Below are 13593 nucleotides of genomic sequence, written 5' to 3'. Positions count from 1 at the left end.
CTCGCGACCCAGCTCCCGCACGCCGTAGGACTCGCGCACGCCGCCCGTTGCCGCCTGCATGCGAGCCATCACCTACTCCCGCTACGGCGGAGCCGACGTCCTCGAGCTCAGCGAGCTCCCCACGCCCAAGGTCGGGCCGGACACCGTCCTGGTCCGGGTCAGGGCCACGAGCGTCAACCCCGTGGACTGGAAGGTCCGCGAGGGCTATCTCGACGCGATCATGGACGCCGCGTTCCCCGTCGTGCCCGGCTGGGACGTCGCAGGCGTCGTCGAGCAGGTCGGCCTGGACACGCCCGAGCTCTCGGTCGGCGACGAGGTCTTCGGGTACGTGCGCAAGGACGTGGTCTCCGGCGGCACGACCGCCGAGCTCGTCGCGGCCCCGGTCCGCACGCTGGCGCGCAAGCCCGCGGCGTGGACGTGGGAGCAGGCCGCCGGGGCACCCCTGGCCGGTCTCACGGCGCTCCAGACGATCGACCGTGCCGGGGTGAGCAGCGGTCAGACCGTGCTCGTGCACGCGGCTGCGGGCGGCGTCGGGTCGATGGCCGTGCAGATCGCGGTCGCCCGCGGGGCGCGCGTGATCGGTACCGCCTCCGAGCGCAACCACGAGTACCTGCGCTCGCTGGGCGCCGAGCCCGTGACGTACGGCGACGGCCTCGCCGAGCGCGTGCGCACCCTCGCGCCCGACGGCGTCGACGTCGTCCTCGACTACATCGGCGGCGAGGCCCTCGCCACCACGCCCGACGTCCTGCGCGACGGCGGCACGGTCGCCTCGGTCGTCGACGCGGCGGCCCGCGACGAGCTCGGCGGGCACTACGTGTGGGTCCGCCCCGACGTCGAGGGGCTGACCGAGCTGGCCCGCCTCGCCGACGCCGGGCAGCTCACGGTCGACGTCGCCGAGGTCTACGACCTGGCCGACACCGCGAAGGCCCACGAGGCGAGCCGGACCGGGCACGTCCGCGGCAAGGTCGTCATCACGGTCTGAGCCGTTCCTCCGACTCCCACGGGGCGCGGGTCCCCGCGCGACGCGCTGCGCGTCGCGCACCAGCGGTCCGCGCCCCGCGGCCGGTCGGTGACGTACCGTGAAGCCCATGCCCGCCACCGTCCCCGCCCTCGTCGCAGCCGACTCCGCACGCCTGCGGACCCGCGCCGCACGGCACGCCCGCTCGCTCCCCCTGGCTGTCGCGGGGGTCACGACCTGGGTCGTCGCGGGCACGGGGCTGCTCGACGTCAGCTGGCTCTGGCTCGTCATGCTCGTGCCCGCAGCCGGGTTCGTCGCGACGTACGTCGCGGCCTTCGCCCTGCGGCTGCCCACGGGCGTGGGCGTCGGGAGCGACGGGTACGGGATCGCGCTCGTCCTGAGCGCACTGATCGCCTTCCTCCTGCCCTGGATCCTCTGGACGACGGGCGTGCCCTTCGTCGTGGGCCTCGGGCTCGTCGTCCTGGGGCTGCGCGCGTCCGACCGGTTCCTGTGGGTCGCCGGGCTCGTGACGATGGCCGTCTCGTTCGGCCTCGCGACGGTCTCCTCCCCGATGTTCCCGCCGCTGTCCACGCCCGCCCTCGCGGGGACGGTCGCCCTGGGCCTGGCCCTGCTGGCAGCCGCGCTGGTCGCCCTGCGCGGCGAGCGGCAGACCCTCGCGGCCGGCGACGGCGCCCTGAGCATCGGCGACCCCGCGACCGACAACCTGCGCGTGCTCGCGGTGCTCGGTGACGCCGACGAGGCCGACCAGCCCGCGCTCGGGCGCCTCACAGGGATCGAGGAGCGCAACCTCGCGGCCCGCCTCCACGACCTCACCGAGGCGAGCCTGGTCCATGCCCGGATCACGAAGAACCGGAACTGGGCGCAGATCACCCGCGAGGGCCGCGAGGAGCTGCGGACCCGCCGCGAGGCCCTGCGCGGGGTCGCGGAGCACCGCAAGGCCTGACCTCCCGCACCTCCCGACGCGAGCCGCCCACGCGAGACGGTCTCCGCCGTCGGGCACCTCGCCCGGCGCACCGGCGAGAGCGGTGGCAGGCTGGCCCCATGAGGGAGTTCACCGCACAGGACTTCGCCGCGCGCATCGAGCGCGCGGCCGCCCAGGCCCGGGACGCCGGGCTCGCCGGGGTGCTCGTCACCCCCGGGCCGGACATGACGTACTTCACGGGGTACACCCCCACGGCCATGACCGAGCGCATCACGCTGCTCGTGGTCCCTGCCGACGGCGAGGCGTCGATCGTGGTGCCCGTCCTGGAGCGCCCCGACCTCGACCGCGCGGCCGGCGCCGCAGCCCTGCACGTCACGGCGTGGACGGACGGCGTCGACGAGTACGCGGTCACGGCCGACCTGCTCGACGCCGCCGGGCGCTACGCGATCTCCGACTCGGCGTGGGCCATGCACCTGCTGGGGCTCCAGCGGACGCTGCCGGGCTCGTCGTACGCGGCGATGACGCAGGCCCTGCCCATGCTGCGCGCGGTCAAGGGGCCCGACGAGATCGAGCGCCTCGCGGCCGCGGGAGCGGCGAACGACGCGACGTTCGCCGACATCGTCGAGATCCGTTTCAGCGGGCGCCGCGAGCTCGACGTCGCGGCGGACCTCGCGGGCTTCCTGCGCGACCACGGGCACTCGCAGGTCGACTTCACGGTCGTCGGCTCGGGCCCCAACGGCGCCAACCCGCACCACGAGGCGGGCGACCGGGTCATCCAGGAGGGCGACATGGTCGTGCTCGACTTCGGCGGCCTCAAGGACGGGTACGGCTCGGACATGACGCGCATGGTGCACGTCGGCGGCGACGTGACGGACCAGCAGCGCGAGGTCTTCGAGATCGTCCGCGCCGCGCAGCAGGCCGGGGTCGACGCGGTGCGGCCCGGCGCGACGTGCCAGGACGTCGACCGCGCAGCGCGCGCCGTCATCACCGAGGCCGGGTACGGCGAGCAGTTCATCCACCGCACAGGCCACGGGATCGGCCTGACGACCCACGAGCCGCCGTACATGATCGAGGGCGAGGAGCAGCCGATCGTGTCCGGCATGTGCTTCTCGGTCGAGCCCGGGATCTACCTGCCGGGGAACTTCGGGGTCCGCATCGAGGACATCGTGGTCGCGTTCCCTGACGACCTGCCCGACGGCGGTCGTCGCCTCAACAACGCACCGCACGACCTGCACGTGGTCGAGTAGGCCGCCGGGGCAGGGCGGCAAGGCTCAGATCACCGAGTGTGCAGTTCGGGTCGTTCGCGCCCCCACCCCGACCGCCCGAACTGCACACTCGACGCCCCGGGGACCGCCGCGTCAGCCCTCGGCCGCGTCCGCGCTCTCTGCAGGACCCGCCCCCGCCGCCACGACCTGCTCGTTGCGGATGCCCGCCCAGCTCACGAGGCCGCCCGCGACGAGCAGTGCGGCGGTGACGACGAGCGCCCGGTGGAACCCGGCGACGTCGAGCACGGGCCCGATGACGATGCCCGCGCACGCGATGACCACGAGGCCCGCGATGCGCGAGACCGCGTTGTTCACGGCCGACCCGATGCCCGCGTCCGCTGCCGGGATCGACCCGAGGATGGCCGCGGTCAGCGGCGCCACCGTGACCGCGAGCCCCAGGCCGAACAGCAGGATCCCGGGGAGGAGCTGCGTGAAGTAGCTCGCCTCGGCGGTCGTGGTGAGCATGAGCAGGTACCCGCAGCCCGCGATCAGGGGGCCCACCGTCATGAACAGTCGAGGCCCGTACCGGCCCGCGAGCGCCCCGAAGCGCGAGGACAGGAACAGCATGAGCAGCGTGACGGGCAGCAGGGCGAGGCCCGCGAGGGTCGCGCTGTACCCGGCGACCTGTTGCACGAACAGGGTGACGGCGAACCCGCCGAACGCGAGCGCCCCGTAGATCGCAGCCGTGGCGACGTTGCCCGCGGCGAAGTTGCGCACCGAGAACAGGGACAGCGGCAGCATGGGGTCGGGGGCACGCCGCTCCCAGGCGAGGAACGCCCCGAGAGCCGCGACCCCGACGACGAGCGGCACCCACACGACCGGGCTCGACCACCCGAAGCGCCCGTGCTCGATGAGCGCGAAGACGGGCCCGGCGAGCCCGACGGCGGCGAGCACCGCGCCGCGCACGTCGATGCGCCGACCGGTCTCCGTGTCGCCCTCCTCCATGCCGCGCAGGATCCACAGCGTCACCGCGACGGGCAGGAGGTTGATCCCGAACACCCAGCGCCACGACAGGGTGTCGACGAGCACCCCTCCGAGAAGGGGCCCGGCGATCATCGCGGTGCCGGTCCACGCGGTCCAGGTGCCGATCGCCTTGGCCTGTGCAGCCCCGCTGAACGACGAGATGATCATCGCGAGCGAGCTCGGCACGAGCAGCGCGCCCGCGATGCCCTGGAGCCCGCGCGCGACCACGAGCACGAGGCCCGTGGGGGCCAGCGCGCACAGCACCGACGTGAGCGCGAACCCGACGAGCCCCCACCACATGACGCGACGGCGCCCGTGGACGTCGGACAGCGAACCCGCCACGAGGATGAGCGACCCGAGCGTGATGAGGTAGGCGTCGACGACCCACTGCTGGAGCGCGAGCCCGTCGAGCACTCCCCCGGCCAGCTCCTCGGCGATCGCGGGCAGCGCGACGTTGACCACCGTCCCGTCGAGGAACGACACGAACGAGGCGAGGATCGCGACGAGCAGCACACGACGCTGGGCGGGTGTCACGCCTCCACGCTAGCCCCGTCCTCGAACCTCCACCGGGTCGCGGTGTAGTCCTCGCCGCGCCCGTACGCGTAGACCGTCGTGGGCTGCACCCGGAAGACGAACGCCTCCACGGTGGCCCGCTCCCCGGGGTCCGAGCCGTCCGAGGGCGCCTCGCTGTCCCAGAAGGCGCCGTCACGCACCTCGAAGTGCCAGTCGTACTTGCACGCCCACCGGTCCGCGAGCCGCCGCAGCGTGTGGTCCTCGGTGATCCGCTCGGCGGCCCCTTCGAGCACGACGTCGAGCCCCTCGCCCATGAGGTTGGTGCCGGTGGTCAGGACGCACCCGGGGTTCGCCGCGAGGTTGCGCGCCTTGCGCTCGGTGCGGCCCGTGCAGAAGTGGAGCGCACCGTCGGCCCAGACCGTGATGAGCGGGGTGACGTGCGGGCGACCGTCGGGGCGAACCGTGGACAGCCAGAAGATCTCGGCGCCCTGGAGCAGGGCCAGGGCGTCGGCCCACGGGGTGGGCGCGGAGCCGGGGGACGAGAAGTCCGCCATGAGGACGCCGGCGGGCGCGCCGCCCGGCTCGTCGGGCTCGTCGGTCTCGGCGGTGGGCTGGGCGGGTTCTGCGGCCATGGGAGGTCCTCCGTCTCTCGGGTGGCTCCGTCGCCACACCGTCCCTCTCCGACCCGCGCGAGCGCCCGAACTCATCGGTGCGTGGACGACCACCCTCCGGGGGCTGACGGCCCGGTCCGGGGTGGCTCGGCCCGGCCCGGCCCGACCCGGGGCGACCCGGGGCGACCGTCCTCAGGCGTTGGGCGCGACGGCCGTCCCGGGGCCGCGGCGACGGACCGTCACACCGGGCTCGCTCGACGGGACGCCGGAGGCGGACCGGACCTCGGACCGGCCGCCCGGCGTGACGCGCGCCCCGGCGGCACCGCGAGCCCCTTCGACCTCGAACCCTCCGTCGGCGAGGAGGTCGAGGTCCGCACGCGCGGCCTGCCCCTCGCTCGTGAGGTAGTCGCCCAGGAAGATCGAGCTCACGATCTCCAGCGCGAGCGGTTGGAGCGAGCGCAGGTGCACCTCGCGACCGGCCGCGAGGCGGACCTCGGCCGCGGGGCAGACGAAGCGCACCATCGCGAGGATGCGCAGGCACTGCTGGGGCGTGAGGTCCCACGTCCCGGCGAGGGGCGTCCCGTCGAACGGGACGAGGAAGTTGACGGGCACGGAGTCGGCCCCGAGGTCGCGCAGCGCGAACGCCACGTCGACGAGGTCCTCGTCGCTCTCCCCCCTGCCCGCGATCAGCCCGGAGCAGGGCGAGAGTCCGGCGCCCTTCGCCCGTGCCACGGTCTCGACACGGTCCGCGTACTCGTGCGTGGTGCAGATGTCGGCGTACGTCGCCTCGGACGTGTTGAGGTTGTGGTTGTAGGCGTCGGCTCCTGCGGCGGCCAGCCGCTCGGCCTGGCCGTCACGGAGCAGTCCGAGGCACGCGCAGACCTCGACGTCGGGGTGCTCGCGCTTGATCCCGTCGACCATCGCGGACACCCGCGCCACGTCGCGGTCGCTCGGTCCGCGCCCGCTCGCGACGAGGCAGACGCGGCGGGCACCGCCGTCGACCCCGGCCCGGGCGGCTGCGACCGCGTCCTCGGTGCTCAGCCACGAGTACTTCAGGACCTGGGCGGTCGAGCCGAGGCGCTGCGAGCAGTACGTGCAGTCCTCGGGGCACAGGCCCGACCTGAGGTTGACCAGGTAGTTGAGCCGCACGCGTCGGCCGAACCGGTGACGACGCACGCGCGCGGCCGCGGCGACGACGTCGAGCAGGTCGTCGTCGCCCGTCCGCAGGACGGCCACCGCCTCGGCGCGTGTCGGTGGGGCGCCGGCGAGGCCGCGGGCGACGAGGGTGTCCAGGAGGTCGCGGACGTCCGCGGGACCGGTGCCGTCGTGGTCGGGAGAGGGGTTCACGACCACGATCCTTCTCGCGCAGCCGCTCTCGCTCCCCGGCCTGCCCTGACAGGGTGCGCCGCCTCGCCTTGGACGGGACCACAGCCCGTCGTGGTGTTCCTCCAAGGGCGTCGCCGGCACGTTGGAGAAGGCCGAGGTCTCGACACCATACCTAGAGGTAGGTATGGTGTCGGGCATGAGCGACACCGACCTCCCGAGCCGCGAGCGCCTCGTCCGCGCGGCCCGCGACCTGTTCTGGGCCCAGGGCGTCGAGGGCACGAGCCCGCGGCAGGTCCTCGAGGCGAGCGGCGTCGGTCAGGGCAGCCTCTACCACCACTTCCCCACCAAGCACGACCTCTCGGTCGCCGCGATCAGCGCGACCACCCGCGAGGCCCTCTCGTCCGTCACGACCGACCTCGAAGACGCCGACCGCACACCCGCCGAACGCCTCGTGGCCTACCTCGAACGCCCCCGCCCGGCGCTCGCGGGCTGCAAGGTCGGGCGCCTGACGAGCGACCCGTCGGTCATGTCGGACGACGACCTGCGCGGTCCCGTCCACGACTACTTCGCGGGCCTGGTCGCGCGGGTCCAGGCGGTCTTCGAGGAGACCGGGCTGCCCGACGACGCCGCTCACGACCGCGCGTACGCGGCGGTCGCGATCGTCCAGGGCGGGTACGTGCTCGCGAGGGCCCTCGACGACGCGGCGGCCATGAGCGCCGCGGTCGAGGGGTTCGTGTCGATGCTCGAACCGGCGCTTGACCCGAGCACGACGGGACGCCGATGAGCGCCGGGGCGGGAGGCCGTGCCGACGGGCCTGCCTCCCCTGCCGGGAACGAGCGGACCCACGAGTCCTCGTCGCTCCGTGACCGGCTCCGCGCCCTGCCGACCTTCGCCCCGGGCCTGCCGACCCTCGACCCGGACGCGACGCCGTCGGATCCCGTGACGCTGTTCCGCGTCTGGATCGAGGAGGCGATCGACGCCGAGGTCCCGCTCCCCCACGCCATGACACTGGCGACCGCAGGGGCCTCGGGCGAGGTGCGCGCACGCACCGTGATCCTCAAGGACGTGGACTCCTCGGGATGGTGGTTCGCGACCGGCTCGTCGAGTCCCAAGGCCCGTGACCTCGAGGAGAACCCGCACGCCGCCCTCACGTTCCTCTGGCCCGCGCTCGGACGCCAGGTCCGCGTCACCGGAGCCGTGACACCCGCCGCCCCCGCGACGAGCACGGCCGACTTCCTCGCCCGCTCGGAGGGATCGCGCGCCGCCGCGCTCGTGGGCCACCAGAGCGAGCCCCTCGCGTCCGGGCAGGAGTACCGGGACGCCTTCGCGGGTGCGCTCGCCCGCGTGCAGCGCGACCCGACGCTGATCGAGCCGGCCTGGACCGCGTACGCGCTCGCGCCGACGTCGGTCGAGTTCTGGCAGGCGTCGGACGACCGAGGACAGACCCGGCTGCGCTACCGCGCGGTCGGCCACGACTGGGAGAAAGGGCTGCTCTGGCCATGACGAGGACCACGCAGGACACCGGCACGGGCATCACCGGCGCGCACACCACCCCCGACGCGACGGGCGCTGCACGCGCCGACGCGGCCGCCGCGCTGCACGAGCTCGTCGAAGCCGTCCGCACGCTCGACGACGACGCGGTCCGCGCCCCCAGCGCGCTCGACGGGTGGACCGTCGGGCACGTGCTGTCCCACGTCGCGATGGTCGGCGACGCACTCGCCCGTCAGGCCGAGCTCGCGGCCCGCGGTGAGACGGCCGAGGTCTACGAGGGCGGGGCCGAGGGCCGAGCGGCCGGGATCGAGAACGGCGCGACCCGCTCGCGCGACGAGCACCTCGACGCGCTCGGGGCGGCAGGGGCACGGCTCGACGCGGCCTGGGACCTGACCGACCGCACCGGGTGGGACGCCCCGGTGACCTATCGCGACGGCACGGTCGCCGACGTCCTCGACTGCTGGTGGCGCGAGGTCCGCATCCACGCGACCGACCTGGGTGAGGCCGGCACCGCCGGCGGCCTCACGCCGTCAGCGACGTGGGGGCGCGCCTTCACCGACCACCTGCTCGACTTCCTGGGACTGCGCCTGCCCGAGCCCGTGCTCCTGGTGCGGGACGAGCACGGGGTGCGCTCCGTCGTCGGGCCGGAGGGTGTGCGGGCCGCGGTCCCCGGGCCCGACGACGCGCTCACGACCGTGACGGGTTCCGCAGCGGACGTCGCCGCGTGGCTCGCGGGACGCGAGACCGCCACCACCCCGGTCGCACGCCGGGGCGGCAGGACCGTGCAGCTGTCCCCGCTCGCGCCCTGGCCGTCGGGAGTCCCCGTGCGGCGCCGAGGGCCCGTCAGGCTCTGACCAGGACCGTCCCGTCCTCGACCGCGACCTCGAAGGTCGCCAGGGCCTCGGGCTCCTTGCCGCTCGGGTCGAGGCACCGCCCCGTCGTCAGGTCCCAGACCTGCTTGTACATGGGCGAGGTGATGGTCGGCGTCTCGCCCGCCGAGCCGACGATCCCGCGCGAGATCACGTTGGCCCCCGAGTAGGGGTCGCGCTGCTGCACCGCGAACAGCCGGTCGTCGGCAAGTCGGAACACCGCGACCTGGGTGCCGTCGACCAGCGCGGCGACGCCGCGCTCGGGCACGAGCCGCTCGAAGGGGCAGACCGTCGTCCATGCCGTCGCGCTCACTTGCGGACCTCCACCGTGCGGGCGATCACCGGGTTGTTGTCGGAGGGCTCGCCGGGGCGGGCCGGTCGCACCTGCCCGCGCACGCCCGTGTAGGCGAGGTCGGGGTCGTGCTGGTCGGGCGCGTTGACGAACGACACGAACCGCGACAGGCGGTCCGGGTCGTCGAGGGTCTGGGCCCACTCGTCGACGTACGACTCGACGTGCCGCGCGACCTCGGCCTCGAGGTCGGCCGCGATGCCCAGCGAGTCCTCGACCAGGACCTTGCGCAGCTCGACGATCCCCCCGGGGAAGTCCGCGACCCACGGGGCCGTGCGCTGCAGGCGGTCCGCGGTGCGGACGTAGTACGCGAGGAAGCGGTCGACCACCGCAACGAGCGTCTCGTCGTCGAGGTCCTCCGCGAGCAGCTCGGCGTGCCGGGGCGAGAAGCCCCCGTTGCCGCCCACGTACACGTTCCAGCCCTTCTCGGTCGCGATCACGCCCACGTCCTTGCCGCGAGCCTCGGCGCACTCGCGCGCACAGCCCGAGACACCGATCTTGAACTTGTGCGGCGAGCGCAGCCCCCGGTAGCGGAGCTCGAGACGCACGGCCATGCCCACCGAGTCCTGCACCCCGAACCGGCACCACGAGGACCCCACGCACGACTTCACCGCGCGCAACGACTTCCCGTACGCCTGCCCCGACTCCATGCCTGCGTCGACCAGGCGGCGCCAGATCTCCGGGAGCTGGTCGATCCGCGCCCCGAAGAGACCGATGCGCTGGGCACCCGTCACACGCGTGTACAGGCCGAAGTCCTGCGCCACCTGCCCGATCACGATGAGCTTCTCGGGCGTGATCTCCCCCGCGGGGACGCGCGGGACCACCGAGTACGTGCCGTCCTTCTGCAGGTTGGCGAGCGCCCGGTCGTTGGTGTCCTGGAGCGCGGCCTGCTCGCCGTCGAGGATGTACCCGCCCCACAGCGACGCGAGGATCGAGGCGACGACCGGCTTGCAGACCACGCAGCCGCGGCCCGTGCCGTGCGCCGCGACGATCTGGGTGAAGGTGCGCAGCCCGTCCTGGCGCACGAGCGCGAAGAGCTCGGCGCGCGACATCGTGAAGTGCTCGCACATCGCGTTCGACACCGTGACGCCGGCCGCCTCGAGCGTCGTGTTGACGATCTTGGTCAGCACCGGCACGCACGACCCGCACACGGTCCCGGCCTTGGTGCACGCCTTGACCTCGCCCAGGCTCGTGCAGCCGTGCTCGGTCACCGCCCCACGGACCGTCCCGGCGGTGACGTTCGCGCACGAGCAGACCACGACGTCGTCGGGCAGGTCGCCGCCGAGCACCGGTGCGCCGCCCTCCGGGGCGAGGAACGCCGACGGGTCGGCGCCCAGCGAGCGACCCAGCAGTGGGCGCAGCGACGAGTAGAGGGCCGCGTCGCCCACGAAGACGCCGCCGAGCAGGGTCCGCGCGTCGTCCGAGACGACCAGCTTGCGGTAGGTCCGCGCGACCGGGTCGGCGAACGTGACCTCGAGCGCGCCGGGCGTCAGCCCGAACACGTCGCCGAAGCTCGCCGCCTCGATGTCGACACCCTTGAGCTTGGTCCCCTCGGGCGCCGGGGAGTAGGTCGCGCTGCCGCCGAGCAGGCGGTCGACGACGACGTCGGCCATGGCGTTGCCCGGCGCGACCAGGCCCACGCACTGGTCCTCGAACGACGCGCACTCCCCGATGGCCCACACGGCCGGGTCCGAGGTGTGGCACGCCGCACCGACGACGACGCCGCCGCGCTCGCCGATCGCGAGGCCCGCCTCGCGCGCCACGCGGTCGCGGGGGCGGATGCCGGTCGAGAAGATCACGACGTCGGCGGGGACCCGCGACCCGTCCGACAGGTCCATGCCGCCCACGGCGCCGTCGCCCGCGGCGGTGAGCCCCGTGGCGCCGGTCGACGTGCGGACGTCGATCCCGCGGTCGGTCACGAGAACGCGCAGCGCCTCGCCGCCCGCGTCGTCGAGCTGGACGCTCATGAGCCGGTCGGCGAACTCGACGACCGTCGCGCCCGCGCCGAGGGTCTGGAGCGCGGCCGCGGCCTCGAGCCCCAGCACACCTCCCCCGACCACGACGCCGTGCAGCGGGCGCCCCAGGCGCGCGGTGCGCAGCCCGACGTACTCGCGCAGCCCCTCCAGGTCCGCCAGGGTGCGATAGCTGAAGACGCCCGGCAGGTCGATGCCCTCGGTGCGGGGCGTCCAGGCCCAGGAGCCCGTGGCCAGGACCAGGTGGTCGTAGGCGAGCACGCGCCCGGACCTCGTCGTGACGGTCTGCGTCTCGCGGTCGACGCTCGCGACCGCGTCGCCCGTGACGAGCTCGGTGCGCGGGTCCGCCCAGACCGAGGGCTCCATCGTGAGGTCGTCCGCCGAGCGTCCTGTGAAGTACTCGGACAGGTGCACGCGGTCGTACGGGGCGCGGTCCTCGTCCCCGACGACGGACACGTGCCACGCCCCCTCGGGAGAGCGTGCGATCATCTGGCTCACGAACCGGTGGGCGACCATGCCGGCGCCGACCACCACGACGCGGCCGGGGGTGGGAGTGCTCATGTGGGGGGCCTCACGAGAAGGGTCGGGCGTGGACGGGGCGAGTCGGGTCACGGGGGCGAGTGCGACCGTCAGGACCATCCTGGCGCATAGATACGAGGTTTCTGGTCAAAACACCAGATCAGCGCGTCGCGAGGACCTAGGACGCGACGTCCAGGGACCTTGGTCCCGAAAAAGTGTGACGCACGACCGTGACGGACGGCACAGCATGTGCACTCCTTCACAAGCGTAAAATCGAGCGGTGGCGACTAAGAAGACAACGGGTCAGAACACCATCGACGTAGCCCTCATCGGCGGCGGCATCATGAGTGCGACCCTCGGCGCCCTCCTGAAGCTCCTCGAGCCCACGTGGACCATCAAGGTCTTCGAGCGCCTCGACGCGGTAGCCCAGGAGTCCTCCAACCCGTGGAACAACGCTGGCACCGGCCACGCTGCGCTCTGCGAGCTGAACTACACCCCCGAGAAGGCCGACGGGACCGTCGAGATCTCCAAGGCGGTCGCGATCAACGAGCAGTTCGAGGTGTCGCGCGAGTTCTGGCACCACCTGCTCACCGGGGGCCACCTGCCCGAGCCCGCGAGCTTCATCAGCCACACCCCGCACATGACGTTCGTGCGCGGCGCGGCCAACGTGGACTACCTCAAGCGCCGCTTCACCGCGCTGAGCGCCCACCCGCTGTTCAGCGAGCTCGAGTTCACCGACGACCCCGCGGTCATCGCGCAGTGGGCACCCCTGCTGGTCCTCGACCGGGACGGCGACGAGGCCGTCGCCGCGACCCGCGCGACGAGCGGCACCGACGTCGACTTCGGCGCGCTCACCTCGCAGCTCTTCGACTTCCTCACGGCCCACGACGTCGAGCTCAACCTCCAGCACGAGGTCAACCGCCTCAAGAAGCGCAAGGACGGCACCTGGGACGTCACCGTCAAGGACGTGTCCTGGAACGCCAAGCAGGGGCCGCGCACCGTCAACGCCCGCTTCGTGTTCGTCGGCGCGGGCGGCGGCGCACTGCCGCTGCTGCAGAAGGCCGGCATCAAGGAGGCCAAGGGCTACGGCGGCTTCCCCATCAGCGGCGAGTTCCTGCGCACCGACAACCCGGAGATCGTCGCCCAGCACCAGGCCAAGGTGTACGGCAAGGCCGACGTCGGCTCGCCGCCCATGTCCGTCCCGCACCTGGACACGCGCGTCGTCGACGGCAAGACGTACCTGATGTTCGGCCCCTACGCCGGGTTCAGCCCCAAGTACCTCAAGAAGGGGTCGCTGCTCGACCTCTTCACGTCGCTGCGGACCCACAACATCGGGTCCATGCTCGGCGCGGGCCTCAAGAACATCGACCTCACGCAGTACCTGGTCGGCCAGCTCGTCGCGAGCCCCGAGGCCAAGTTCACGGCGCTCCAGGCCTTCATGCCCACGGCCCACCCCAAGGACTGGGAGAAGATCACCGCGGGCCAGCGCGTGCAGGTCATCAAGAAGGACCCGGTCAAGGGCGGCGTGCTCGAGTTCGGCACCGAGGTCATCGCGGCCGCGGACGGCTCGATCGCCGGCCTGCTCGGCGCCTCGCCGGGCGCCTCGACCGCGGTCCCCGCGATGATCGACGTGCTCGAGCGCTGCTTCCCGCAGCAGTTCGCCACGTGGCGTCCCGCGCTCGGGGCCATGATCCCGAGCCTCGGCCAGGCCACGTGGGAGGCGACCGAGCTCGACTCGCTCTCCGCCTCCGCGGGGCCCTCGGAGGAGGCGGTCGGCGCCCGCTGACCCGCCCCCGCAACGCACCGGCGCCCC

General features: G+C 73.5%; 12 protein-coding genes. 7 read left to right on the top strand and 5 right to left on the bottom strand.

Features of this window, described 5'->3' with window-relative positions; all coding sequences use genetic code 11:
- Window positions 1-58 precede the first annotated feature (58 nt).
- The 3 genes from ACFRCR_RS01970 to ACFRCR_RS01960 all read left to right on the top strand — a co-directional run bounded on the left by ACFRCR_RS01970 (window position 59) and on the right by ACFRCR_RS01960 (window position 3148).
- Complete coding sequence (locus tag ACFRCR_RS01970) at window positions 59-982, top strand: NADP-dependent oxidoreductase (protein WP_377675065.1); 924 nt, start codon at window positions 59-61, stop codon at window positions 980-982.
- Between the two features lie 106 nt (window positions 983-1088).
- Entirely contained in the window at window positions 1089-1922 is an 834-nt protein-coding gene (locus tag ACFRCR_RS01965; protein WP_377675063.1) for a hypothetical protein, read from the top strand.
- 98 nt (window positions 1923-2020) lie between these two features.
- Window positions 2021-3148: an aminopeptidase P family protein gene (locus tag ACFRCR_RS01960; RefSeq protein WP_377675061.1), complete on the top strand. Its 1128-nt coding sequence runs from the start codon at window positions 2021-2023 to the stop codon at window positions 3146-3148.
- A 111-nt stretch (window positions 3149-3259) separates the two neighbouring features.
- Here ACFRCR_RS01960 and ACFRCR_RS01955 read toward each other — a convergent pair whose 3' ends face one another.
- The 3 genes from ACFRCR_RS01955 to bioB all read right to left on the bottom strand — a co-directional run bounded on the left by ACFRCR_RS01955 (window position 3260) and on the right by bioB (window position 6600).
- Window positions 3260-4663: an MFS transporter gene (locus ACFRCR_RS01955; RefSeq protein ID WP_377675059.1), complete on the bottom strand. Its 1404-nt coding sequence runs from the start codon at window positions 4661-4663 to the stop codon at window positions 3260-3262.
- Window positions 4660-5274, bottom strand: a complete 615-nt coding sequence (locus tag ACFRCR_RS01950) for a pyridoxamine 5'-phosphate oxidase family protein (protein ID WP_377675057.1) — start codon at window positions 5272-5274, stop codon at window positions 4660-4662. The genes ACFRCR_RS01955 and ACFRCR_RS01950 overlap by 4 nt, the downstream gene beginning before the upstream one ends.
- Before the next feature lie 171 nt (window positions 5275-5445).
- Window positions 5446-6600 carry a biotin synthase BioB gene (gene bioB / locus ACFRCR_RS01945; RefSeq protein ID WP_377675055.1) on the bottom strand — a complete coding sequence of 385 codons (1155 nt, stop codon included), beginning with the start codon at window positions 6598-6600 and terminating at the stop codon, window positions 5446-5448.
- A 175-nt stretch (window positions 6601-6775) separates the two neighbouring features.
- Here bioB and ACFRCR_RS01940 point away from each other — a divergent pair, with 175 nt between their 5' ends.
- From ACFRCR_RS01940 to ACFRCR_RS01930, 3 genes are read left to right on the top strand one after another with little or no spacing between them, the layout of a single operon-like run.
- Window positions 6776-7363 (top strand): TetR/AcrR family transcriptional regulator, encoded by a 588-nt coding sequence (locus ACFRCR_RS01940; RefSeq protein WP_377675053.1) that lies wholly within the window; start codon window positions 6776-6778, stop codon window positions 7361-7363.
- Window positions 7360-8082, top strand: coding sequence for a pyridoxal 5'-phosphate synthase (locus ACFRCR_RS01935; protein WP_377675051.1), 723 nt, complete (start codon window positions 7360-7362; stop codon window positions 8080-8082). Before ACFRCR_RS01940 ends, ACFRCR_RS01935 begins: the two co-directional genes overlap by 4 nt.
- Window positions 8079-8924, top strand: coding sequence for a maleylpyruvate isomerase family mycothiol-dependent enzyme (locus ACFRCR_RS01930; RefSeq protein ID WP_377675049.1), 846 nt, complete (start codon window positions 8079-8081; stop codon window positions 8922-8924). The genes ACFRCR_RS01935 and ACFRCR_RS01930 overlap by 4 nt, the downstream gene beginning before the upstream one ends.
- On the opposite strand, the gene nirD is transcribed toward ACFRCR_RS01930, so the two are convergent.
- Both nirD and nirB read right to left on the bottom strand, forming a co-directional pair.
- The gene (nirD, locus tag ACFRCR_RS01925) at window positions 8914-9252 is read right to left on the bottom strand and encodes a nitrite reductase small subunit NirD (RefSeq protein ID WP_377675047.1); all 339 of its coding nucleotides are present in this window, start codon (window positions 9250-9252) and stop codon (window positions 8914-8916) included. The genes ACFRCR_RS01930 and nirD overlap by 11 nt on opposite strands.
- A complete protein-coding gene (gene nirB / locus ACFRCR_RS01920) occupies window positions 9249-11822 on the bottom strand; it encodes a nitrite reductase large subunit NirB (protein WP_377675045.1) in 2574 nt (857 codons plus the stop codon). The genes nirD and nirB overlap by 4 nt, the downstream gene beginning before the upstream one ends.
- Window positions 11823-12060: 238 nt before the next feature.
- Between nirB and mqo the strand changes: the two genes are divergently transcribed.
- On the top strand, window positions 12061-13566 hold the full coding sequence (gene mqo, locus ACFRCR_RS01915) for a malate dehydrogenase (quinone) (RefSeq protein WP_191794306.1): 1506 nt from the start codon (window positions 12061-12063) through the stop codon (window positions 13564-13566).
- The last annotated feature ends 27 nt before the right edge of the window (window positions 13567-13593 follow it).

The organism is Oerskovia sp. NPDC056781 (genome assembly GCF_042789955.1).
GTDB lineage: Bacteria > Actinomycetota > Actinomycetes > Actinomycetales > Cellulomonadaceae > Oerskovia > Oerskovia rustica.
This window is presented reverse-complemented; position numbering and strand designations above follow the sequence as displayed.

Excerpts from the sequence above, each read along its gene's own strand:
- ACFRCR_RS01970 (WP_377675065.1), top strand. The coding sequence starts at position 59 with ATGCGAGCCATCACCTACTCCCGCTACGGCGGAGCCGACGTCCTCGAG.
- ACFRCR_RS01965 (WP_377675063.1), top strand. The coding sequence starts at position 1,089 with ATGCCCGCCACCGTCCCCGCCCTCGTCGCAGCCGACTCCGCACGCCTG.
- ACFRCR_RS01960 (WP_377675061.1), top strand. The coding sequence starts at position 2,021 with ATGAGGGAGTTCACCGCACAGGACTTCGCCGCGCGCATCGAGCGCGCG.
- ACFRCR_RS01950 (WP_377675057.1), bottom strand. The coding sequence starts at position 5,274 with ATGGCCGCAGAACCCGCCCAGCCCACCGCCGAGACCGACGAGCCCGAC.
- ACFRCR_RS01940 (WP_377675053.1), top strand. The coding sequence starts at position 6,776 with ATGAGCGACACCGACCTCCCGAGCCGCGAGCGCCTCGTCCGCGCGGCC.
- ACFRCR_RS01935 (WP_377675051.1), top strand. The coding sequence starts at position 7,360 with ATGAGCGCCGGGGCGGGAGGCCGTGCCGACGGGCCTGCCTCCCCTGCC.
- ACFRCR_RS01930 (WP_377675049.1), top strand. The coding sequence starts at position 8,079 with ATGACGAGGACCACGCAGGACACCGGCACGGGCATCACCGGCGCGCAC.
- nirB (WP_377675045.1), bottom strand. The coding sequence starts at position 11,822 with ATGAGCACTCCCACCCCCGGCCGCGTCGTGGTGGTCGGCGCCGGCATG.